The organism is Aeromonas australiensis (assembly GCF_000819725.1).
Taxonomy (GTDB): domain Bacteria; phylum Pseudomonadota; class Gammaproteobacteria; order Enterobacterales; family Aeromonadaceae; genus Aeromonas; species Aeromonas australiensis.
The window spans coordinates 1-22,670 of the sequence record NZ_CDDH01000045.1 but is presented as its reverse complement, the minus strand read 5'-3'; the positions used below and the strand labels follow the sequence as shown (position 1 = coordinate 22,670).

At 59.4% G+C, this 22,670-nt stretch carries 23 protein-coding genes; 10 read left to right on the top strand and 13 right to left on the bottom strand.

Going from position 1 to position 22,670, the window contains the following annotated elements; genetic code table 11:
* Positions 1–35 precede the first annotated feature (35 nt).
* The 4 genes from corC to miaB all read right to left on the bottom strand — a co-directional run bounded on the left by corC (position 36) and on the right by miaB (position 4,051).
* Entirely contained in the window at positions 36–920 is an 885-nt protein-coding gene (corC, locus tag BN1117_RS05695) for a CNNM family magnesium/cobalt transport protein CorC (protein WP_040095595.1), read from the bottom strand.
* Between the two features lie 93 nt (positions 921–1,013).
* Complete coding sequence (ybeY, locus tag BN1117_RS05690; RefSeq protein WP_040095594.1) at positions 1,014–1,478, bottom strand: rRNA maturation RNase YbeY; 465 nt, start codon at positions 1,476–1,478, stop codon at positions 1,014–1,016.
* Positions 1,475–2,563, bottom strand: a complete 1,089-nt coding sequence (locus tag BN1117_RS05685; protein WP_040095592.1) for a PhoH family protein — start codon at positions 2,561–2,563, stop codon at positions 1,475–1,477. Before BN1117_RS05685 ends, ybeY begins: the two co-directional genes overlap by 4 nt.
* 54 nt (positions 2,564–2,617) lie before the next feature.
* On the bottom strand, positions 2,618–4,051 hold the full coding sequence (gene miaB, locus BN1117_RS05680) for a tRNA (N6-isopentenyl adenosine(37)-C2)-methylthiotransferase MiaB (protein ID WP_040095590.1): 1,434 nt from the start codon (positions 4,049–4,051) through the stop codon (positions 2,618–2,620).
* 266 nt (positions 4,052–4,317) lie between these two features.
* Here miaB and BN1117_RS05675 point away from each other — a divergent pair, with 266 nt between their 5' ends.
* Both BN1117_RS05675 and BN1117_RS05670 read left to right on the top strand, forming a co-directional pair.
* Positions 4,318–5,481 (top strand): FAD-dependent oxidoreductase, encoded by a 1,164-nt coding sequence (locus BN1117_RS05675; protein WP_040095588.1) that lies wholly within the window; start codon positions 4,318–4,320, stop codon positions 5,479–5,481.
* A gap of 49 nt (positions 5,482–5,530) precedes the next feature.
* On the top strand, positions 5,531–6,097 hold the full coding sequence (locus BN1117_RS05670) for a cysteine hydrolase family protein (RefSeq protein WP_040095587.1): 567 nt from the start codon (positions 5,531–5,533) through the stop codon (positions 6,095–6,097).
* Between the two features lie 73 nt (positions 6,098–6,170).
* Here the strand turns inward: BN1117_RS05670 and BN1117_RS05665 are convergent, their stop codons facing one another.
* Positions 6,171–6,773, bottom strand: coding sequence for a nitroreductase family protein (locus BN1117_RS05665; RefSeq protein ID WP_040095585.1), 603 nt, complete (start codon positions 6,771–6,773; stop codon positions 6,171–6,173).
* A 271-nt stretch (positions 6,774–7,044) separates the two neighbouring features.
* On the opposite strand from BN1117_RS05665, the gene BN1117_RS05660 reads away from it, so the two are divergent.
* Positions 7,045–8,571 (top strand): sensor domain-containing diguanylate cyclase, encoded by a 1,527-nt coding sequence (locus BN1117_RS05660; protein WP_040095583.1) that lies wholly within the window; start codon positions 7,045–7,047, stop codon positions 8,569–8,571.
* Between the two features lie 247 nt (positions 8,572–8,818).
* The gene (locus tag BN1117_RS05655) at positions 8,819–9,301 is read left to right on the top strand and encodes a YMGG-like glycine zipper-containing protein (protein WP_040095582.1); all 483 of its coding nucleotides are present in this window, start codon (positions 8,819–8,821) and stop codon (positions 9,299–9,301) included.
* Positions 9,302–9,381: 80 nt separating this feature from the next.
* On the opposite strand, the gene BN1117_RS05650 is transcribed toward BN1117_RS05655, so the two are convergent.
* From BN1117_RS05650 to BN1117_RS05630, 5 genes are all read right to left on the bottom strand, one after another.
* A complete protein-coding gene (locus BN1117_RS05650; RefSeq protein ID WP_040095580.1) occupies positions 9,382–10,338 on the bottom strand; it encodes a D-2-hydroxyacid dehydrogenase in 957 nt (318 codons plus the stop codon).
* Between the two features lie 145 nt (positions 10,339–10,483).
* A complete protein-coding gene (locus BN1117_RS05645; RefSeq protein WP_040095579.1) occupies positions 10,484–11,236 on the bottom strand; it encodes a DUF3530 family protein in 753 nt (250 codons plus the stop codon).
* A gap of 127 nt (positions 11,237–11,363) precedes the next feature.
* Positions 11,364–12,113, bottom strand: coding sequence for a phosphotransferase (locus BN1117_RS05640; protein ID WP_040095577.1), 750 nt, complete (start codon positions 12,111–12,113; stop codon positions 11,364–11,366).
* Positions 12,114–12,124: 11 nt separating this feature from the next.
* A complete protein-coding gene (locus BN1117_RS05635) occupies positions 12,125–12,640 on the bottom strand; it encodes a P-loop NTPase family protein (RefSeq protein ID WP_040095575.1) in 516 nt (171 codons plus the stop codon).
* 579 nt (positions 12,641–13,219) lie between these two features.
* Positions 13,220–14,257 (bottom strand): Mal regulon transcriptional regulator MalI, encoded by a 1,038-nt coding sequence (locus BN1117_RS05630; protein ID WP_040095574.1) that lies wholly within the window; start codon positions 14,255–14,257, stop codon positions 13,220–13,222.
* A gap of 278 nt (positions 14,258–14,535) precedes the next feature.
* Here BN1117_RS05630 and malX point away from each other — a divergent pair, with 278 nt between their 5' ends.
* Together malX and BN1117_RS05620 are read left to right on the top strand one after the other, a co-directional pair.
* Positions 14,536–16,107: a maltose/glucose-specific PTS transporter subunit IIBC gene (gene malX, locus BN1117_RS05625; protein ID WP_040095572.1), complete on the top strand. Its 1,572-nt coding sequence runs from the start codon at positions 14,536–14,538 to the stop codon at positions 16,105–16,107.
* Between the two features lie 87 nt (positions 16,108–16,194).
* The gene (locus BN1117_RS05620) at positions 16,195–17,388 is read left to right on the top strand and encodes a MalY/PatB family protein (protein WP_040095570.1); all 1,194 of its coding nucleotides are present in this window, start codon (positions 16,195–16,197) and stop codon (positions 17,386–17,388) included.
* 72 nt (positions 17,389–17,460) lie between these two features.
* Here the strand turns inward: BN1117_RS05620 and efp are convergent, their stop codons facing one another.
* The 3 genes from efp to BN1117_RS05605 form a co-directional block, all read right to left on the bottom strand.
* The gene (gene efp, locus BN1117_RS05615) at positions 17,461–18,027 is read right to left on the bottom strand and encodes an elongation factor P (protein WP_040095569.1); all 567 of its coding nucleotides are present in this window, start codon (positions 18,025–18,027) and stop codon (positions 17,461–17,463) included.
* A gap of 45 nt (positions 18,028–18,072) precedes the next feature.
* On the bottom strand, positions 18,073–19,296 hold the full coding sequence (gene earP, locus BN1117_RS05610) for an elongation factor P maturation arginine rhamnosyltransferase EarP (protein ID WP_040095567.1): 1,224 nt from the start codon (positions 19,294–19,296) through the stop codon (positions 18,073–18,075).
* A gap of 97 nt (positions 19,297–19,393) precedes the next feature.
* The gene (locus tag BN1117_RS05605) at positions 19,394–20,437 is read right to left on the bottom strand and encodes a GMP reductase (protein WP_040095565.1); all 1,044 of its coding nucleotides are present in this window, start codon (positions 20,435–20,437) and stop codon (positions 19,394–19,396) included.
* Between the two features lie 381 nt (positions 20,438–20,818).
* On the opposite strand from BN1117_RS05605, the gene rloA3 reads away from it, so the two are divergent.
* The 4 genes from rloA3 to BN1117_RS05590 form a co-directional block, all read left to right on the top strand.
* Positions 20,819–21,313, top strand: a complete 495-nt coding sequence (gene rloA3 / locus BN1117_RS05600) for a retropepsin-like aspartic peptidase RloA3 (RefSeq protein WP_082032553.1) — start codon at positions 20,819–20,821, stop codon at positions 21,311–21,313.
* An 87-nt stretch (positions 21,314–21,400) separates the two neighbouring features.
* Positions 21,401–21,739: a CesT family type III secretion system chaperone gene (locus BN1117_RS19825; protein WP_244463517.1), complete on the top strand. Its 339-nt coding sequence runs from the start codon at positions 21,401–21,403 to the stop codon at positions 21,737–21,739.
* Positions 21,740–21,755: 16 nt separating this feature from the next.
* Positions 21,756–21,932 (top strand): hypothetical protein, encoded by a 177-nt coding sequence (locus BN1117_RS19820; RefSeq protein ID WP_244463516.1) that lies wholly within the window; start codon positions 21,756–21,758, stop codon positions 21,930–21,932.
* A gap of 346 nt (positions 21,933–22,278) precedes the next feature.
* A partial coding sequence (locus BN1117_RS05590; RefSeq protein WP_040095563.1) for a transposase occupies positions 22,279–22,670 on the top strand: 392 nt, incomplete at its 3' end.

Sequence of the window (22,670 nt, the reverse complement as noted above, 5' to 3'; positions counted from 1 at the left end):
GTCGGGGCGTTGTTTCATATATAGAGCGAATTTGTTTACTGCGGCTCGGATTGCGCTGCCGTGTGCTGCTCGGGGATCTTCACCTGCAACTGTTGCAGGCGACGCTTGTCAGCGTGCATCACCTTGAACAGGTAGCCATCCAGCTCAATCTCTTCGCCCTTCTTGGGCAGGTGGCTAAAGGCGTGCATCACCAGGCCGCCGACGGTATCCACCTCTTCATCGCTGAATTTCGTGCCGAAGAAGTCGTTGAAATCCTCGATCTCGGTGAGTGCGCTCACCGAGAAGACCCGCTTGCTGAGGCGGCGGATTTCGTCCGGCTCATCCTCGATGTCGTCAAACTCATCGTCAATCTCGCCAACGATCAGTTCCAGTATGTCTTCGATGGTCACCAGACCGGAGACGCCACCAAATTCATCCACAACGATGGCCATGTGGTAGCGCTCTTCACGAAACTCCTTGAGCAGGCGGTCAACCCGCTTGCTTTCGGGGACGATCACCGTGGGGCGCAGGATCTTCTCAAGCTGTAGCGGCTCGCTGGCATGGTGGCCGCCAAACCCGAAGGGGAGCAGGTCCTTGGCGAGCAGAATGCCCTCTACATGGTCCTTGTCCTCGTTGATCACCGGGAAGCGGGAGTGGCCCGACTCGATGATCAGCGGCAGGATTGCATCTACCGGTTGGGATTTCTCGATGGTGACCATCTGGGAGCGGGGGATCATGATATCGCGTACCCGAAGATCGGCGATCTCCAGTACTCCCTCGATCATGTCCTTGGTGTCCTGATCGATAAGGTCGCGTTCTTCCGCATCGGCTATCACATCGACCAAATCATTGCGGTCTTTTGGCTCGCCCTGGAAAAGTTGGCTGAGTTTGTCGAGCCAGGTTTTCTTCGGCGAGCCGGTACTAGGGTGATCGTCGGCCATTTTCTCTCTTGGTTACTCGCGTGGATACACTTGAAGTTGTTAGGTATATAAGGATGAGCACAGCCTGTTTCAAGGCGATGACCATCCCGCGGTTTACTCTTCGTCGTCCAGATAAGGGTCGGCAAAGCCCAGTTCTTGCATGATGTCGCGCTCAAGGGCTTCCATCTCTTCGGCTTCCTCATCCTCGATATGGTCATAACCTAGCAGATGCAGACTGCCGTGCACAACCATGTGGGCCCAGTGGGCCATGAGGGGCTTGCCCTGCTCTTGTGCTTCCCGTTCCACCACCTGGCGGCAGATCACCAGATCGCCGAGCAGTGGCAGCTCCAGACCGGGCGGCGCCTCGAACGGGAAGGAGAGCACGTTGGTGGGCTTGTCCTTGCCGCGATAGGTGAGGTTGAGTTCGTTGCTCTCCGCCTCGTCGACGATGCGCACCGTCACTTCAGCCTCTTGCTGGAAGCCGAGAAGGGTGCCGTCGAGCCAGCCTTGCAGTTGGGCTTCGGTGGGCAGGCCGTCAGTGCTGGCGCTGGCCAGCTGCAGATCCAGGGTGACGCTCATTGCTCGCTCTCTTTGCTGGTACTTTCGTTGTCGATGACCTGTTTGCCGGTGCTCTCTTTGCCAGAATGGTGGGCGGCTTTAGCAGCGGCCTGTTGGGCATCGAATGCCTCGTAAGCCTGCACGATGCGGGCCACCACCGGGTGGCGCACCACGTCTTTGGATTCGAAGAAGTTGAACGACAGACCATCGACCCCTGGCAGCACTTCCAGCGCGTGGCGCAGGCCGGATTTGGCGTTGCGCGGCAGGTCTACCTGGGTGATGTCACCGGTGACCACCGCCTTGGAGTTGAAGCCGATGCGGGTCAGGAACATCTTCATCTGCTCGGTGGTGGTGTTCTGGGCCTCATCGAGAATGATAAAGGCGTCATTGAGGGTTCTTCCGCGCATATAGGCGAGCGGCGCCACCTCGATGATGTTGCGTTCCATCAGCTTCTCGACCCGCTCAAAGCCCAGCATCTCGAACAGGGCGTCGTAGAGCGGGCGCAGGTAAGGATCCACCTTCTGGGAGAGATCACCAGGCAGGAAGCCCAGCTTTTCTCCCGCTTCCACCGCCGGACGGGTCAGCAGAATGCGGCGGATCTCCTGACGCTCAAGCGCATCCACCGCCGCCGCCACCGCAAGATAGGTCTTGCCGGTACCGGCCGGGCCGATGCCGAAGCAGATGTCGTGGCGCACGATATTGGCGATGTACTGGGCCTGATTTGGGCTGCGTGGCTTGATGAGACCGCGCTTGGTCTTGACCGTCACCTCCTTGCCATAGGGGATGCTCGGTGCCGGTTCGTCATCCTGCTCCAGCACCCGCGACTCCGAAATGGCCAGATGGACCATGTCGGGGGTGATGTCAGTCACCTTGCCACCCTTGAGGGGCTGGGTTTCCACATAGAGGTGCTTGAGGATGACGGCGGCGGCATCCAGCTGGGCCGGTTTGCCCACCAGCTGGAAGTGGCTGTCACGGTAGCTGATCTCGACGCCGAGGCGGCGCTCCAGCTGCTTGATGTTGTCATCGAAGGGGCCACACAGGCTGGCAAGGCGCTGGTTGTCGGCGGGCTCCAGATGCAGATTCAGGGTCGAGATGTGTCGGCTCAAAATATCCTCGTCTCAAGGCGCTCCCCATCCGCCGGGCGAATGGGGAGGAGGGGATTAATGGGGGGTAAAGGCGGCAACGCCCAGCTCATCCGGCACGTTGTCCGGACGACGGGCCAGAATGTCGCTCGGGGCAGTGGCCACCCGCAGGTTCATCTCGCTCTCGCCGCGGAGGAAGGTGCCGCGCAATGAGTTGGGACGCACCTCGGTGATCTCCACGTCGGCAAAACCACCGATCAGGGTATGCGGGCCTTCGAAGTTGACCACCCGGTTGTTCTCGGTGCGGCCACACAGCTGCATCGGGTCAAGCTTGGAGGGCCCTTCCACCAGAATGCGTTGGGTGGTGCCCAGCATGGCGCGACCAATCTGCATCGCATGGTTGTTGATGGCGTGTTGCAGGCGGGCCAGACGGGCTTTTTTCACTTCCATGTCGACATCGTCAGGCATGTCGGCGGCCGGTGTTCCGGGGCGTGGGCTGTAGATGAAGCTGAAGCTCATGTCGAAACCCACATCCTCGATCAGCTTCATGGTGGCCTCGAAATCCTCATCGGTTTCATTCGGGAAGCCAACGATAAAGTCGGAGCTGATGGTGATGTCGGGGCGCGCTGCACGCAGACGACGTAACTTGGATTTGTACTCCAGCACGGTATGGGGGCGCTTCATCATGGTCAGGATACGGTCGGAGCCACTTTGCACCGGCAAGTGCAGGAAACTGACCACTTCCGGGGTGTCCTTGTAGACCTCGATGATGTCATCGGTGAACTCGATGGGGTGGCTGGTGGTGTAACGAATTCGGTCGATGCCATCGATGGCGGCCACCAGTCGTAGCAGTTCAGCAAAGCTGCTGGTGCCGCCATCAAAGGTGGCTCCCCGCCAGGCGTTGACGTTCTGGCCGAGCAGGTTGACTTCGCGCACACCTTGCTGGGCGAGCTGGGCGATTTCGTAGAGTACATCGTCCAGCGGTCGGCTCACCTCTTCACCACGGGTATAAGGCACTACGCAGAAGGAGCAGTATTTGGAGCAGCCTTCCATGATGGAGACGAACGCAGTGGCCCCTTCGGCACGGGGTTCGGGCAGGCGGTCAAATTTTTCGATTTCGGGGAAGCTGACGTCAACCTGAGCGCCACGACCTTCCTGCACCTGCTTGATCATGGTAGGCAGGCGATGCAGGGTCTGCGGGCCGAACACGATATCCACATAGGGGGCACGTTGACGAATGGCATCCCCCTCCTGGGAGGCCACGCAGCCACCCACACCGATCACCAGATCAGGTTTGTTGGCCTTGAGCTTTTTCCAGCGGCCCAGCTGGTGAAACACCTTTTCCTGTGCCTTTTCGCGGATGGAGCAGGTATTGAGCAGCAGTACGTCTGCCTCTTCCGGCTCTTCGGTAAGGGTGTAGCCATTGCTGGCATCCAGCAGGTCGGCCATTTTGGACGAGTCATACTCGTTCATCTGGCAGCCCCAGGTTTTAATGTGAAGTTTCTTGCTCATTGCTACTCTTGACTGGTTTTGAATTTGGCATGGGTCAAAGGACCGGGCATTTTACTCCGCAATCTTGATACTGCCTAGCTAATATCCAGCTGGCAATGGTGCTCACCTGATACCTGTTGCCAGCAAGCTCAATAAGCTTTCTCCTTGATTTGACGCAGCAATTCCCCATTTGCCTCACTGTTTATCAGGCGCCCTTGCGCTATCATGCAGCCATCCGGTTCAGGTCCGGGCACTGTCGCCGGACGCACCCTTTCAGGAATAAATGTATGGAACAGTGTGATATCGCCATCGTCGGCGCCGGCATGGTGGGCGCCGCCACCGCCTGTCTGCTGGCGGCCCAGGGCCTCTCGGTGCGGGTTATCGAGACCCAACTGCCGGAGCAATACGCGCCGGAGCAGCCGCTGGATCTGCGGGTCTCCGCCATCAGTCAGGCCTCGGTGGCACTGCTGGAGCAGGCCGGTGCCTGGCACCATCTGCAGCAGATGCGACTCTGCCCCTATCGCCGGCTGGAGACCTGGGAGCTGGATGGCTTTGCTACCCGCTTTAACGCCGCCGACCTCGGCCTGCCCCAGCTTGGCTACATCATCGAGAACCGGTTGGTGCAGCTCGCCCTGCTCAAGCGGATGGAGGATTTTCCCACCATCCAGACCCACACCCCGGCGGCGGTGACCAGCCTGCGCCAGAGTGCGGATGAAGCTGTGCTGACTCTGGATGACGGCACTGAACTGGCCGCGCGCTGGGTGCTGGCCTGCGACGGTGCCGAATCCCACACCCGCAAGCTGGCGGGTATCGGCGTATCGCGCTTCGAGTACCGCCAGCACTGCATGTTGATCAATATCGACACCGACTTTGCGCAGGAAGATATCACCTGGCAGCAGTTCACCCCGAGCGGCCCGCGCGCCTTCCTGCCACTACCAGGCCAGCACGGCTCTCTGGTGTGGTATGACAGCCCGGCCCGGATCCGCGCGCTGGCTGCCATGAGCAACGAAGGGCTTGCCGCCGAAGTGCGCCGCCACTTCCCGAGTCGGCTCGGCGGCTTTACCGTCACCGGCAAGGGGAGCTTCCCGCTGGTGCGCCGCCACGCCAACGACTATCACGCCGGTCGGGTGGTGCTGCTTGGCGATGCTGCCCACACCATCAACCCGCTGGCGGGGCAGGGGGTCAACCTCGGTTTCAAGGATGTGGCCTGCTGGGCTGATCTGCTGCAAGGCGCTGGCGCCGACTGGCATCAGCTGGCGTTGGCCGAGCGTTACGAGCGGCGCCGTCGTCCTGACAACCTGCTGATGCAGTCGGGGATGGATCTCTTCTATGGGGTGTTCAGCAACGAGATTGGCCCCCTCAAGTTGGCCCGCAATCTGGCCCTCAATCTGGCGGACAAAGCAGGCCCGCTCAAGGAGATGGCGCTGCGCTATGCACTGGGGCTGGTTTGACAGGCAGGCACCAGATAGCGCGGGCTGAATGCGCGAAGGAGCAAAGGTGATGAACAAGGCACTGCTGGTGATCGATTTTATCAACGATATCGCCCATCCCGACGGGCGTATCGCCGCCTCTGCAGCCCATGTGCTGGAGCAGGATGCCATTGGGCACGCCAATCAGGCGCTGGCCCATGCCCGCGCCAACGGCTGGCTGGTGGTGCTGATCAAGGTCGGCTTCGACAGCCGTTATCAACTGCAACCCAAGGGTTCTCCCATGTTTGGCAGGGCCCATCAGCTGGGCGCCCTCTCACTTTGCGACAGCGGCACCGATTTTCATGCAGACCTCGATGTGCAGCCCGGTGATCTGGTGCTGGCCAAGCCCAGGGTCAGCCCCTTCTATGGCACTGCGCTGGAGCCTGCGCTGCGAGCCAACCATATCGATCACCTCTATCTGTGCGGGGTGAGCACCAGCTGGGCCATTCAGGCGGCAGCGCGAGATGGTCACGATCGGGACTACGCCATCACCATTCTGGAGGATGCCTGCGCCGCCGCAGATGCCACCGAGCATCACACCTCGCTGCGGATGCTGGGTCGCATCGCCGAGATCATCAAGGTCTCCCAGTTGACATGAGCCATCGCCATCAACACTGTATGTCGCAATAAAAACGCCCCCGAAATGCGGGGGCGTTTTGCTTTCTCAACAGTTATTTGAAAACGCGGAAACGGGTAGCGTCGTCGATAAAGGTCTTGTCACCGGCCGGTTGCTTGATGCTGCCAAAGGGCATCTGGGCGCGCAGCAGCCAGCTGGCGGGCAGGTTCCACTCCTTGCGTACCGCCTCGTCGATCAGCGGATTGTAGTGCTGCAGGGAGGCGCCGATCTTCTCCTGGGCCAGGGTGGTCCAGACCGCAAACTGGGCGATGCCGGTGGCATGTTCCGACCAGATGGGGAAGTTGTCGGCATAGAGGGCGAATTTTTGCTGCAGATCCTTGATGACGTCGGTCTCTTCGAAGAAGAGTACGGTGCCAAAGCCCGCGCGGAAGCTGCCATCCACCTTGGCTTCGCTCTGGGCGAAGGCCTCCGGCGGCACTATCTTTTTCAGCTCGGCTTTGACGATATCCCACAGCTTGTGGTGCTGGGCGCCAAACAGGATGACGGCACGGGAGCTCTGGGAGTTGAAGGAGGAGGGGCTGTGCTTGATGGCATCCTGAATGAGGGCGGTCAGCTGCTCCGGGGTATGGGAAACCTGGTCACCCAGGGCATAGATGGTACGACGTGCTTTGATCTGTTCGATAAACGGACTGCTCATAACATCTCCTTGTTCTGCTTGGCGTTGCGGTCGCTGAGGGGCAGTTTGTCCAGCACCTGCCGAATCAGGTATAGACTATAACACCCGCAATGTAGCGCGGGGCTAACCCGGGGAACGCGCTGTCAGCTGCCGATTGGTTTCCGTTTGAGGGTCCCTCTCTTTTCTTAGTGTTGTAAATGTTATTTAAGCTGTGTTGAACTGATATTAATCAACGATTTATTGCCCTTTATCTCCCACAATCCCGTTATGTATCCCTCTGTTCGGATGTCCTGTGAGCCGCCCGCATCTCAACAAACGTTACTATGTGCTGGCCCCCCTCTCTGCACTGCTTGGTTTGCTGGTCCTGATCGTGACGATCACCATGGCCATTGCCAGCTATCTGCGGGATATCGATATGACGGTATCCGGTTTTGGTCACATGGCCTCCTCCGTAGAGGCGTCCCTGATCCACGAGATGGTGAAGGTTAATGAGCGGCAACTGGCGGTGCTGGAGGCCTCCCTCGACAAGGATAAGATCGTCCGCGGCGAGCCAGCCGACTCCCCCATCTGGGCCATTGCGCACAAGTTCAAACCAGGCAACCACTACATCTACTTTTACAACCTGAAAACGGATCGTATCGACAGCTACCCGGACTGGCTAGCGCCCCCCGGTTATCAGGCGTCGCTGCGCCCCTGGTATCAGGTGACCACCATGCCGGGCGACGAACCCGTCTGGTTTGGCCCCTACCCTGAATACAATACTCAGGAGCTGATTCTCAGCCTGATCAAACGGGTGAGGGACGAGCAGGGGCAGTTGCTGGGTCTGTTGATGGTCGACATGTCATTCGACTCGCTGCAGCAGGCGCTGCAGCGCACGGTCGGTAGTAATCAGGCGGCACTCTATCTGACCTTGCGCGACAGTGATCAACTGGTGGTGGGCAGCAATATGGATCTGCTGGCTACCCATACTATCAAGCAGGATCAGAGTCAGCAGTGGCTCGGCCTGGATGTGCTGTGGCATGGCACTTATATCAAGCGCGAGCTGACGGATATTGGCTGGGATCTCAACATCTATCTGCCGCCCGTGCTGTTTCGTGACAGCCTCTATGAGGCGTTGCAGATGGTGGTTCTTCCGCTGCTCTTACTGTTTGCCATTTGGTGTTGCAGTCTGATTCTGCTGGTGCGGATCTTCCGCCAGGAGCAGGCGCTGGTGTCGGTATCATTGACCGATATCGTGTGCGATCTGGAGTGTTCATCCCCTATCAGCGAGTCCAAGACCTGGTTCGTGCGGCGTAGCCTGAACGAGATCGATCAGGTGAGGGCCAGTTTTCTCAAGGGGCAGGATGCGCTGTTGCGGGATCCCCTGACAGGTATCATGAACCGGCGTGCCTTCGAGCAGCACAAGGCGGCGCTGGAGCAGAGGGGGGAGCACTTCTGGCTGCTGCTGTTTGATGTCGATAACTTCAAGGGGGTCAACGACAGTCAGGGCCACGCTTTTGGCGATCAGGTGTTGTGCCGGATGGCTAACTGCCTTGCCGATATGCTTGGGGTGAGCAAGGTTTACCGGATCGGTGGCGATGAGTTTGCCGCGTTGCTACCACAGCCACAGGATGAGTTGGCGGAGAGGCTCAGTTGTCTGCTTGAAATGGTGCGTCAGCAACAGTGGCGCGAACTGCATGGTCCTATCACCCTGAGTGTCGGCGGCGCCTGTTATGCTCCTGCCGCCGGCCCTATCTTCGAGCGTGCTGATGCGGCCCTTTACCGCAGCAAGGAGGCTGGCCGGAACTGCTGGCATCTGGCGGATGAGGCTGCTGACTGACAGCTTTTGTCCCAGCGCGGCGGGTCTGTGCCGGGACACGACAACCAGATTGTGGGTCACCCTGCAGTAATAGTTTGGCTTTTTGGTGATTTTAATCTTTAAATTCAATCGCTTGATTTTACTCTTCCATTTTGGGCGGTGGCCGTACGGCCACTGACTGTCGCATCCCTCATTTCTGCTGGCTGGCGAACCTCGTGGTGCTTTGTATAGTGCCGCTGAATATTAATCAGGTTTGACAGGAGTACCCATGGAGATGAATTCGCGTGCTCTTCGCGCACTGGCACTGCTGGGCGCCTTGCTGGCTGGTAGCACGACCGTGCACGCCTCCGAGACCCTCAATACCATTTTGGGTGGCGGCGCAGGTGGTGTGGCGGGCACCATGATCGGCAAGGAGCTGGGTGGCGATACCGGTGCGCTGGTGGGGGCTGCGTTGGGCGGTGCTGCCGGTGGGGCTGCGACGGCCAACAAGGGCAACAAGAATGAAGCGGCCCTTGGCGGCGCGGTGGGGGCGCTGGGCGGTGCCGCTATCGGCAAGAGTGTTGGTGGCGATACCGGTCAGCTGATCGGCGCCGGGGTCGGCGGGGCGAGCGGTTCGGCCATCGGTGCCAAGACCGGCGATGGTCATAAGAGCCAGGATCGCTATTACGATGATGACGACTATCATCACCATCACAAGCACCACAAGAAGTACAAAAAGCATAAAAAGCACAGATGGCACGACGACGATTGATGTGCGCGCAATGAGTGCGAAAGATGCAAAACGGGGCCTGTTGGCCCCGTTTTGCATTGTGTGGTGACTCGCTCGTGCGGTTACACCAGCCGGTGCTGGCGGCGACCGGCGGCAAAGGCGTTGATGTTGTCGATCAGCTGGTCGGCCAGTCGCTGCATCGACTCCTCGCTGGCCCAGGCCACATGGGGGGTCAGAATGAAGTGAGGGTATTTCAGCGCCCGCATCAGGGGGTGGTCGGGAGGCGGCGGTTCGACGCTCGCCACATCGAAACCGGCACCGCCGAGGCGGCCATTGGCCAGCGCTTGCAGCAGCGCCTCCTCATCCACCAGGCCACCGCGGCCGACGTTGATCAGCAGGGCGCCCGGTTTCATCAGATCCAGCTCTCGCTCGCCAATCAGGTTGCGGGTGTAGGGGGTGAGTGGGCAGTGCAGGCTGATCACATCCGAACTTTGCAGCAACTCGTCGAGGGGCAAGCGATCCTCGTCGTGACTGGCGCCGACCTGACTCTGGGCGTAACGCACTGTCATTCCCATCCCTTGAGCTCGCTCGCCGAGCGCCAGTCCTAGCGTCCCCTTGCCGATGATACCCAGCTGCTTGCCGTGCAGATCCATGATGTTGTGGTCGAAGAAGCAGAATTGGCCGCTCTGTTGCCAGCGCCCCTCCAGCAGTGACTGGCGCCAGCAGAAGAGGTTGCGCGACAGGGCCAGCATCAGCGCCATGGCGTGCTCCGGCACCGAGGGGCCCGAGTAGTTGCGGATATTGCACACCCCGACGTTGGCGGTGCGGCACGCCTCCAGATCCACGTTGTCGCTGCCGGTAGCGGCCAGGGCGATGAGTTTGAGCTCCGGCAGTTGAGCCAGTTCGGCGGCGCCGATGTGCACCTTGTTGATGATGGCGATGCTGGCATCTTTCAGGCGCTCCACCACCTGTTCCGGGGCGGTACGCGGATAGCTCTGCCAGTGATGGGGGAAGTCGGGGTGATGCAGGGTGATGCCCGCATCCAGGGTATCGCTGTCGAGAAATACGATTTGCTGCATGGACCTTCCTGCCATTGTTCAGGTTCGAGCAGTCATGATGCCAAAGAGGATGCAGGCAGGGCCAGCCCGCAGCGCTAATTGGCCGGGGCTTTATCAGGCAGATGTGAGCTGGCGCGCGCTTTGTTGTGCCACGGTGGTGGCCGGTTTAGAGCCAGCCCAGATGGTTGAGCCAGCCCTGAATGCGGGTGGGTGTCTCCTCCAGCTCCATCAGGGCGTAGGGACGGTAGTTAAGTTTGTGGCTGCGGCGCGTTTCGCTCCTGCGCGCTTCGGCGGCCAGCAGTGGCCAGCGACCGCCATCCTCTTGATAGAGGTCGAGGGTCGGAATGGCCGCCTGAGCCAGCTGTTTGGCCAGGGTCTGGTTGCTCTGCTGGTTGGGGAAGAAGCCGTCCAGCAGCACCAGTGCATCGGGAGCGGGCAACTGTTCACTGGCAATCAGATCTGTGGTCCAGGCGGCGCCGGTGCCCTGCGCCAGGATCAGCTTGAAGCCGCCCTCTTGTAGCTTGGCATCCGCCAGCTTGCTGATCCGCTCGGCAAACTGCTTGCGAAACTCATCGCTGTTTTTCGCTTTTTTCTCGGCGGCGGGGTCCAATTCGGTCTGTTGGGGGGAGGGGAGCAGCAGCAGGGTATCAAAACCCAGCTGGCCAAGGGCGCGGGTCAGTTGCCAGAGTTGGCCGCTGCGCTGCCAGTCGGGCAGTAAAATGGCGAGCCCCAGATAGTTTTCACTCTCGTGTTTGGCGAACAGCACCGTCTGCTTGTCGATCTGGGTGGCATCGGGTAGCCCTTTCCAGTCGCTCGCTTGCCAATAATCGAGGGGAGGGGGTGGCGCGACCTCGATGGCCTGCACACTCGCACTGGTCAGTGTGCCCAGTAATAGCAGTGATAAGGATAATCTGGCCATAGTATGCTCCCCCGGTTAACAGGGTTAGCGGCGGCGGCGGCATTTTCTGAAGGGGGATGATGCGACGCTCTGAATACACAGTTGCACGCTAACCTGCGGGTTACACCCAGTGTGCCACCGACCCCAGTCAGCGGGGGAGTTGTTGCCGATACCACTCCAGATATTGCTGTGCCTGCGGCTTCTCCCTTCTGGTCAGCAGATTGGTGACCTCAATAATCAGCCAGCACTTGGCCATGACGAGATGGCGCAGCAACCGGTCGCCAGAGAGCAGCGAACTGTGGCGCAGATAACGTTCAATGATGGCTTCATACTCCGCCAGTGAACCCATCTGCGGCACCAGCGGGGCCAAGTCGATGGCCGGACTGCCATAACCAAATCGCTCCCAGTCAAACAACACCAGCTCACCATTGTCACGGATTCCCCAGTTGCCCTCATTGCTATCTCCCGAAATCAGGCATGACTGCTCGAATAGTTCGTAACCAAGTTGCTGGATATGACGGATCTGCTCGTTTGCCGCTTCCGGCAGGCAGAGTATGGCGAGCGCCTCGTCGGTGTCGGCGAGCGACCAGCCGTGAGTTTTCACCGCAAAGTCGGGCTGATAGTTGGCGTTATGCAGGCTGGCCAGCTGAGCAAAGGTCTGTTCGTTGCGGTGCAGCTGCGTGAGTGTGACCGGATGAGGGATCTGCTCAAGGAACAGGGTCTCCCCTTCGACCTTGAGCAGGGCAGGAGTGTTGAGCCCGCTCAAATGCAGTGCGGCGCGTTGGTAGAAATGGCACTCGACAGGCGATGCGCCGCTTTTTCTGATACAGGGCTTGCCATCCAGCAGCTGGATATTGACCGAAGCGCCCCCCATTTTCGCCAGCTCCTGTTGCGTCATCCTCTACCCCGTTAGCGATGGGTGGTCAGGTGCGTGAGATAGCTATTTACCTCTGCCCGAGTCGTGAAACGGTGCTTGTCGTTTGGGAATCGATCAAACAGCTCGTGATGGAATTGGCGGGCGCTTTTGCCGGCTCGCTGCCCATATTCCGATGCCCACACCAGCAGTTGTTGAAAGCTCTCTTCGGCTGCTACGGCATCCCGTTGCCTGGCACTTTGTGATCCACGCGATAGCAGTGAATCACGGCATATTGACCAGTCGAGATCCAGAAAGAGCAGGGTATCAGCGGCATCAAGCAGTTGCTCGGCCAGAGCACCAAATACCCCTTCGACCACCCATGAGGGCGCTTGAGCAAGTGTTTGAATGGCATGATCAATCTCATGCTGGGGCCGTTTTTGGTTAAAGCCGCCCGGCTGCCAGACCATGGGGTCCAGATTGACCTCGCGGATAGTTAACTGCTCAGCCAATCGAGCCGCCAACCAGCTCTTGCCCGATCCCGAGTTGCCAATAATCAGAATTCGCTTCATCAGCGAGAATCCTCGTTTGGTCGGCGTAACATCATCTCGTATGTTGGGCCAAACATCGTAGGTTGGAGCTGAACGAAGTGAAGCCCAACGTTTACCGCGACAAAATCCTGATTGCTTACATCGACTTCAATCGCTCTTGGAAATGGCGGTCAATATCATCGTTATTTTCTCCATCCACATTCTGGCTGGAGAACATAAGCGGGGTGACGCCTGGTGCCAGAACTGTAGGTTCGATTAGCTCCGCGTAATCGGACGTTCGCGATGTTTTTCAATCTCTCGCTTGTTGGGCTTCGCTACGCTCTGCACCAACCTACAAACACCACGCTACCGCCCGTGGATTACAGCCTCCAGCCTGCTGCTGTTTTCCGGCGATGTGGTGGATGGCGAAACGGCTGCACAGGGTTATCTCTGCAAGAGTGGTTGCCAAGTGGAGCATATTAGTCGAGAGAGCCGCTGGGTAAAACCGCCGTACAGTAAAAACCTGCCAAAGATCAATAAATTACTTATTAAGCGGCTGCTATTCGCCCGCTTGGGACAGTGACCGCAGGTAGAGCGTTGCCCCTACCTGTGCGCCACAACTCAAGCCGACTCCCGCTTTTGCAGGTTGGGGGTGATGATATGGCGGTTGGGGGCGAGTTCGGGTTGCTGCATCCGGGTCAGCAGGCGCCTTGCCGCCTGACGGCCGATTTCGCGGGCCGGTGAGCTGACAAAGGTAAGGGCGGGGGAGGTGAGTTCGGCCTCCGCCACATCGTCAAAGCCGAGCAGGGCCACCTGCTGGCCGATGTAGTTGTCCTTGCCCACGGTGCGGCCGCTCGCCTCGACGCCATAGATGGCGCCGAGGGCCACCTCGGGGTAGTGGCAGAGCACGGCAGTCACCTTGGGGTGCAGGTGCAGCAGCTGGGCGATGGTGTCGGCAGCGCTGCGCTGGGTGCGCTCGCACTCCAGTACCCACTCCGGTTTGAAGGGCAGGCCATATTGCAGCAGGCTGGCGCAGTAGCCGCCGATGCGCTCGGCGCGGGTGAGGGAGTCGGCCCGCCCGCCGACGTAGGCGATATGGCGGTGGCCCTGCTCGATAAGGTAGGTGGTGGCCTGCTTGGCGGCGTGGGTGTTGTCGGGGCCGATAAAGTCGACGTCATCCCGATAGTAGGAGCGGGCGGCGCACACCACCGGCAGTTCGGAGTCGATCAGGGTCTCCAGGGTTTTGGCCGCCGCGCCGCGCACCGGATTGAAGATGATCCCCGCCACCCCTTGCCGTGACAGGGAGTGGATGCTCTGCTGCAGCCGCTCCGGACTGTGGCCGCACTGGGTCAGAAACAGCAGATAGCCCTGCTGCTCCAGCACCTCGCTCACCCCGGCAGTCACCTCGGTATAGAAGGGGTCGGTGATGTCGCGCAGGATCAGCCCCACCAGATTGGACTGCTGGCTGCGCAGGTTGGCAGCGGCGCTGTTGGGCACATAGTCGAGCTCTTTTATCGCCTGCTGCACCCGCTCGGCGGTGGCCGGGGAGATGCGCCCCTTGCCGTTGAGCACCATGGAGACGGTGGTGACCGACACTCCCGCCCGCTGGGCGACATCGGTGATCTTGGTGGCTTTGGCAGAGAGGGATTTGGGCGACATAGGGCGAACGGACGACGGACAGTTGAGAGCGATGCCCCAGCATACCTGCTCAGATGCTCAAGTGAAACGTTACATCACCATTGGGCCGATCCGGCTCACAAATTTGGAACCTGCTGCCAGCCAGCCCCCTGATTCTGTGATCCTGTCGGCACTTGCAAGCTGATAAAACGATTTATCATCCAGCAAAACCTGATGCTGACCCGCGCCTTTACTTCGAGATTGCCTCGAGCGGGGAGGGCAGCCGCAGACATTGCTGTCTATTCACAAGGAGCCGTTTCATGGCCAAGCCTCAAGCCAAATCCACCATCTGGGAGTTCCTGCAGAGCCTCGGCAAGACCTTTATGTTGCCGGTCGCCCTGCTGGCCTTCTCGGGCATTTTGCTCGGTGTCGGCAGCTCGCTCACCAGCGATGCGGTCAAGCAGAGCATGCCCTTCCTCGACAATACCGTGCTGCAACTGCTGTTCCTCTGGATGACCAAGGTGGGGCTGGTGGCCTTTATCTACCTGCCGGTGATGTTTGCGGTGGCTATTCCGCTGGGGCTGGCACGAGAAGAGAAGGGGGTCGCGGCCTTTGCCGGTTTCGTCGGCTATGCGGCGCTCAACCTCTCCATCAACTTCTACCTGACCGTGGCCAACGTCATCGGGGACGCGGCGGCCGAGAAGGCCTACGGGGTGAAATCGATCCTCGGGATCAGCTCCATCGACACCGGTATTCTGGGGGCCATCATCGTCGGGGTGATCGTCGCGAAGCTCCACGCCCGTTTCTACACCTACAAGATGCCCGATGCGCTCGCCTTCTTCGGCGGTGCCCGCTTCGTGCCCATCATCACAGTGCTGGTACTGGGTGTAGTCGGTCTGGTCGTGCCGTTCGCCTGGCCCTGGTTTGCCGCCGGCATTAACGGTATCGGGGCGCTCATCTCTCACGCCGGTCCTTTCGGCCCCTTCCTGTTTGGTACCGGTGAGCGTCTGCTGCTGCCGCTCGGTCTGCACCACATTCTGGTGGCGCTTATTCGCTTTACCGAAGCGGGCGGCACCCAGCTGGTGTGTGGCAACGAGGTGAGCGGCGCCCTCAATATCTTCTATTCCGAGCTCGCCTGTGCCGACACCAGCGGTTTCTCGGTCTCTGCCACTTCGTTCCTTTCTCAGGGCAAGATGCCCGCCTTCCTCGGCGGCCTGCCGGGTGCGGCGCTCGCCATGTATCACTGCGCTCGCCCGGAAAATCGCGGCAAGATCAAGGCGTTGCTGGTCTCCGGCGTGGTGGCCTGCGTCATCGGTGGCATCACTGAGCCGCTGGAGTTCCTGTTCCTGTTCGTGGCGCCGGTGCTCTACGTTATGCACGCCATCCTGACGGGACTCGGCTTTATGACCATGGGGCTGCTCGGCGTCACCATCGGCAATACCGACGGCAACCTCATCGATTTTCTGGTGTTCGGTGTGCTGCAGGGCACCGCCACCAAGTGGTATCTGGTACCGGTCGTTGCTGCCATCTGGTTTGCCGTCTACTACAGCGTGTTCCGCTTCGCCATCGTGCGCTTTAACCTGAAAACCCCCGGTCGTGAAATCGAGACCAGCGAGGCTGCCCAGCCCGCTGGCAAGAAGGCCGGCAACAGCGGTTACAACGGTGAAATCATCCTCAACGCCCTGGGCGGCGCCGATAACATCCTCGCGCTCGATAACTGCATCACCCGCCTGCGGATGTCGGTGCAGGACATGAGCCGGGTCGATGACAAGGTATTGAAGGCAAACGGCGCCATCGGGGTGATCAAGCTCGACGAGCACAACCTGCAGGTGGTGATCGGCCCGCAGGTGCATCTGGTGAAAAACCAGCTGCAGAGCCTGATGGGGGCCTGAACCGGCCAATAAAATCCGAACGGGGGGCGCAAGCCCCCCTTGTTTGCCTCTCCCAATATGTCTCCTGTTTATGGAGGGAGAAACTTCATGCACGATATTTATGACTTCGACCACATGGTCGACCGCCACGGCACCTACTGCACCCAATGGGACTATGTGGCCGACCGTTTTGGCCACGCAGACCTGCTCCCCTTTACCATTTCCGACATGGATTTCGCGACCGCCCCCAGTATTCGCCAGACCTTGGCCACTCGCCTCGAGCACGGGGTCTTTGGCTACAGCCGCTGGAATCACGACGACTTCAAGGGGGCGGTGAGCAACTGGTTTGCCCGCCGCTACGGGGCGAGCCTCGACCCCGAGACCCTGGTCTACGGCCCCTCGGTCATCTATGTGATTGCCCAGCTGGTGAGCCTCTGGTCGGCGCCGGGGGAGGGGGTGCTGGTGCATACCCCCGCCTACGACGCCTTCGGCAATATGTTGGCTGCCAACGACAGGGTGCTGCTGCCTTGTCCGCTCAAAAAAGAGCAGGGGAGTTACCAGATCGACTGGCAATGTTTCGAGCAACAAGCCGCTCGTCCCGATTGCCGGATTTTGCTGCTCTGCAGCCCCCACAACCCCACCGGCCGGGTCTGGACGCGGGATGAACTGGGCCGGATGGCCGCCATCTGCCAGCGCCACAGGGTCAAGGTCATCTCGGACGACATCCATATGGATGTGAGCTTTGCCCGCTACCTGCCGTGGAGCGAGGTGGCACCGGACGATCACTGGGCGCTGGTGAGCTCGGGCTCAAAATCCTTCAATATTCCCGCCCTTGGCGGCGCCTACGCCTTTATTGCCAACGCGGATGCTCGGGCCGCCTATCTGCAGCGGCTCAAGGCGGCCCATGGCCTCTCATCGCCGCCGATTCTCGGCGTGCTGGCCCATATCAGCGCTTATCGCGATGGCGCTGCCTGGCTCGATGCCCTGAAAAACTATCTGTACGGCAACCTCGTCCATGTAGCGGCGCGGCTCAACGCCGCCTTCCCCGTCATCGACTATCGGGTGCCCGAGGGCACCTATCTTGCCTGGATTGACTTGAGCGGTCTTGGCATCGATTCCACCGAACGGATGGATGCGCTGCAAACCTTGCTGGTGGAGAAATACCGGGTCGCCATCATGCGCGGCGACACCTACGGCCCGGAAGGCACAGGCTATATCCGCCTCAACGTCGGCTGCCCGCGCTCGAAGGTAGACCAAGGGCTCGACGCTCTGATCGGCGCGCTGGGAAAGATGGCAGGGTGATGTCATGGGCCGGTAGGTAATAAAAAAGCGAGCCATTGGCTCGCTTTTTTGTAATCAATTCAACGCGGTCAATTAGTTAACGCGACGCTTGAACTCACCGGTACGGGTGTCGATCTCGATCTTGTCACCGATCTCTACGAAAGCAGCAACAGACAGCTCGTAGGTGGTGCCTTTCAGACGGGCCGGCTTGGTCACTTTACCGGAGGTGTCGCCACGGGCAGCCGGCTCGGTGTACTCAACTTCACGCACGATGGTGGTCGGCAGTTCTACGGAGATGGCTTTCTCGTTGTAGAAAGTCACTTCGCAGATGTCTTCCATGCCGTCTACCAGGTAGTTCAGCACGTCACCCAGGTTGTCTTTCTCGACGTCGTACTGGTTGTACTCGGTGTCCATAAAGACATACAGGGGATCGGAGAAGTAGGAGTAGGTGCACTCTTTACGCTCCAGTTGAACAACTTCCAGCTTGTCGTCGGCCTTGAAGACGGTCTCGGTAGCGCTGCCGTTCAGCAGGCCCTTCAGCTTCATTTTGACCACGGCGGAGTTACGGCCGGATTTGTTGAATTCAGTCTTCTGGACCACCATCGGCTCGGTGCCGATCATGACTACGTTACCAGCGCGGATTTCCTGAGCGGTTTTCATGTAAAAAATTCCTGTTCGTGAAACGGACGGATAAAAACTGCCAGATTATATACGGCTTTCCAGAAATTTCACCAACCGCGTGACGAGATCCCCATCCCGGAGCAGCTTCTGTGACCAGTGTCGCCCGTGCTGCTGCCAAATGGCGCTATATCGGGGCCATTGGGCCCAAAGTTCGCGGCAATCTTCACCACGGTTGAGAGCCAGATTGAAGCGGCGCAGCCATTGGGCGCAATCGGCAGGCAGATCGGATAGATAGTGGTCGAGGAACTGCTCCAGCTTGACCAGATGGGCCTCATCTTCTTGCTGGTAGATGTGCCAGAGGAAAGGGCGAGCCGCCCACTGGGCCCGCACGAAGGAGTCCTCCCCGCGTACCAGATTGAGATCGCAGCTCCACAGCAGTCGATCGTAACCGGCCTGATCGGTCATCGGCAGCAGCTTGATGGTGAGGTTACCCGAGTGCAGCAGATCCCCCGCGTTGGCCGCAGGGATGGCATCAGTCAGACCGGCCCCGGTGAGCACATCGTTGAGAGAGCGCCCCAGCGGCAGCAGCAGGGTGACGGGCGTGGTGCTTTGGCACCAGCTCTCGACCAGACTTTTCAGCGCATCGCTCTCGTAGGTAAAGAGGCTGATCCGCAGCTCGTGCTCTTGTTTTGGCGGCAAACCGAGGCTTGCCCAGTAGGCTGCCAGTCCCGCATCATCTTGCTGCCACAGCTCCCGTTCGGCGATGAGGCCTCGCTCGCACAAAAGACCGCCGGTTTGAGCGGTAAAGCCCGGGAAGAAGAAGTATTTGTCGAGGCTCTGGTTGCCGAGGCTCTGGTTACCGAGACGTTGCGGCGAGGCGAGGCCGTGGCAATCCTCGACCCAACTCTCCGCCGAGAGGTACTCCAGATTGATCCAGCAGGGGGGCCTGGGTTGGCTCGCCATTTGTTCGGCCATTCGTTTAATAAAGGGGGCGGGCAGCTCGCAGGCAAAGGCCTCGATCACTACCTTGGCCGGGGTCATGTCGGTCGGCAGGGTCTCATGCCAGTGCTGGATATAGATGCCATCGACCCACTGGCCATCCTGCGCCGGATCCAGCTCCGGGCAGATGCGGGCGAAACTTGCCAGATCGTCTACCCAGAGCCGCACCTGGACTTCATCGCCATATGCTGCAATATTCCCCTCCCGTTTTAGCTGGCGGGCGAGTCGCCAGGTGACGCCGATGTCGCCGAAGTTGTCGACGACGCAGCAGAAGATATCCCAGTCAAACGGGGGCAGGGGAGTGATCATGGCTCGGGGTTCCAGATGCAAAAAAAACCGGTGCGCAGGGTAGCACACCGGTTGACTGGCTTCTAACCGTCAGCGCGTGACGGCGGTCTGTGGCAGGTTACTCTTTGCCGTAGACGTTGTTCTCCTGCTCGTGCACCCGGATAAAGGTGGTGCGCTTGGTCAGCTCTTTCAGCTGGCTGGCGCCGACGTAGGTGCAGGTGGAGCGCACGCCGCCCAAAATGTCGCGCACTGTGTTCTCGACCGGGCCACGGTAGGGCAGCAGCACGGTTTTGCCCTCTGAGGCGCGGTATTCGGCAACGCCACCGGCGTGCTTGTCCATGGCGCTGGAGGAGCTCATGCCGTAGAACTTCATGAAGGGTTCGCCGTCTACATCAACGATCTCACCACCGCACTCCTCGTGGGCTGCCAGCATGCCGCCCAGCATGACGAAGTCGGCGCCGCCGCCGAAGGCTTTGGCGACGTCGCCTGGGCAGGTACAGCCGCCGTCACCGACGATCTGGCCGCCGAGGCCGTGGGCCGCATCGGCACACTCGATGATGGCGGAGAGTTGCGGATAGCCGACGCCGGTCTTGACGCGAGTGGTGCAGACCGAGCCCGGGCCGATGCCGACCTTGACGATGTCGGCGCCGGAGAGGATCAGCTCTTCGACCATCTCGCCGGTCACCACGTTGCCCGCCAAGATGACGTGGTTGGGGCAGGCTTCACGAATTTTGCGCACGAAGGCAACGAAGTGTTCGGAGTAGCCGTTGGCCACGTCGACACAGATGAAGCGCAGCGCTTCGGACATGGCGAGGATCTGGCGGGTCTTGGCGAAATCTTCAGCCGAGGTGCCGGTGGAGACCATTACATGGCCCAGCAGCGCCGGGTCAGTCTCGTTGACGAAAGCTTGCCACTGCTCAAGGCTGTAGTGCTTGTGTACCGCGGTCATCATCTCGAAACCGGCCAGCGTGCGCGCCATGGCGAAGCTGCCGACGGTATCCATGTTGGCGGCGATAACGGGTACGCCTTGCCATTGGGTCTGAGTGTGTTTGAAGGTGAACTGACGGGTCAGGCTGACTTGGGAACGGCTCTTGAGAGTAGAGCGCTTGGGGCGGAACAGGACATCCTTGAAACCGAGCTTCAAGTCTTCTTCGATACGCATTACAAATTCCTTATTGAGCCTTGTTGAAAGTCACTTTTGCAGTGGCAAATTTTCGGCAGGCGCAAAAAAACCGGTGGTTTTCAGGCCCTCCGGTTTACAACAGTGTAGGCAAAAATCCCTTCAGAACAAGACTGATAATTTGCAAATCCTTGTGGTAGTCTTTGGCGTCACAACCTGAGGTTAACCACCAGCTTCATCCAGCACCATCCCTTGTCTTGCTCTCCTGCGATATTCCCGCTCGCTTCGGCCGCCGTTCGGCCACTCTTTGTCGTCTCTCTCCTGACCCGCCGGATATTATCCAAGTCACTGAAATAAATCGGATTGACCCACAATGGTACTGTGGTAGATCTGGGCGCAGGATTGACAAGGCAGGGCAGTAAAATGGGCAAGATGATGGTGGGGATCACCCTGATGCTGGCACTGTGTGGCAGTGCGCTGGCAGAGACCCCGACCAGCTATGGCTGGATCGAGAAGGGACTTATTTTGCCCACCGGCGTGGCGGTGAAGATGAAACTCGACACCGGTGCGCTCACCTCTTCCCTCGATGCACGTGCCATAACCAGATTCAAACGGGATGGAAATCCCTGGGTGCGTTTTATGCTGGTGGTGACTGATGTCGATAGCGGCCAGCGGGTCAAGCAGCAGTTCGAGAGGCGGGTCGAGCGCAGCGTGACGGTGCGCGGGGCGGGTGGTATGGAGCAGCGGCCGACCGTCACTATGTCCATCTGTCTGGGGGACAAGGTATATGAGGAGTGGTTCACCCTGCGGGATCGCAGCAAGATGATCTATCCGGTGCTGCTGGGCCGCCGCCTGCTGGCGGAGCTGGGCCCAGTGGACTCCAGTCGAACCTTTACTGTGCAACCCGCCTGCCGTTAGGGGCAATTTCGGCGTGAATCTAAAAAACGCCGTTTTACAGCTAAATCACTGTGCCGCTGCCAGAGGTAGCATCTCCAGCATACCCTGATGCGTGCGAGCTCGTTCGCCAGCAAGGGCTTGAGCGTGGAGTGCATCATAGTGAAACCCTATCAACAAATCGTATCTGAATGGCTATTACTCGCGGGCGAACAGCAGGGCGTAGCCTTGCGTCTGGGTAGCGATGGCCACTGCTGTGTGCCATTCGGTCTGGATGGCGAGTGCCTGGTCGAAGTGCCCGATAACGATGATCTGCAGGCATGCTACCTCTATATCCCCTTGCTGCGTCTGCCTGACGATACGGCCAGTCAGTTGCAGCTGACCCGCTCGGCACTTGAGCTGAACATGTTTGGTTTGGCCACGGGGGGGGAGCCAGATCAGTCTGGATAGTCGCAGCAACCATCTGGTGCTGACCTTTTCCTCTCTCATCGAGATGCTCGATAAGACCCTGTTTATGCAGACTCTGGGCGAGTTTCTTGATCTCGGCGTCACCTTGCAGGCGCAGTTGCTGGCGTTGAGTGCCCGGCAGGAGCTGCCAAAATCTGCAAAATCTGGGACACCCACCAATTTGACAGCAGCGTAGCATGCTGCTTCGCTTGATGGGTAGCCAGTCGAGGAGTGTGCCATGACCATCGCTCGTTCACGCCAGATCAGCTTGCAAGATACACCCTATTACCATGTTGGGAAATCTGGGACACCCACCAATTGGGGAAATCTGGGAGGACAATGGGAATAAAATCTGGGACACCCACCAATTTGACAGCGACAAGCGCGGCGCATTGTGGCCAGCGACGATGTCACCAACCTTCACTTTGTAAAAAATCTGGGACACCCACCAATTTGACTGTAAAAAATCTAGGACACCCACCAATTTGACAGCAGCGTAGCATGCTGCTTCGCTTGATGGGTAGCCAGTCGAGGAGTGTGCCATGACCATCGCTCGTTCACGCCAGATCAGCTTGCAAGATACACCCTATTACCATGTGGTCAGCCGTTGTGTGCGGCGGGCCTTCTTGTGTGGACAAGATACGCATTCTGGCAATAGCTATGAGCACCGGCGCCAGTGGGTTGTCGACAGGCTTGGTCAGCTGTCACGGCAGTTTGCCATCGGGGTGTGCGCCTATGCGGTGATGAGCAACCACTATCATCTGGTCCTCAAAGTCGATGTCGAAACCGCCGCTAGGTGGAGTGATCGAGAAGTAGCCGAGCGTTGGGCGGCGCTGTTTCAGTGGCCGCTGTTGGTGCGGCGTTGGTACCAACATGAATCCCTGATTGACCCCGAGCTTGAAGTAGTCCGGGCATTTATCGCTACGTGGCGTGA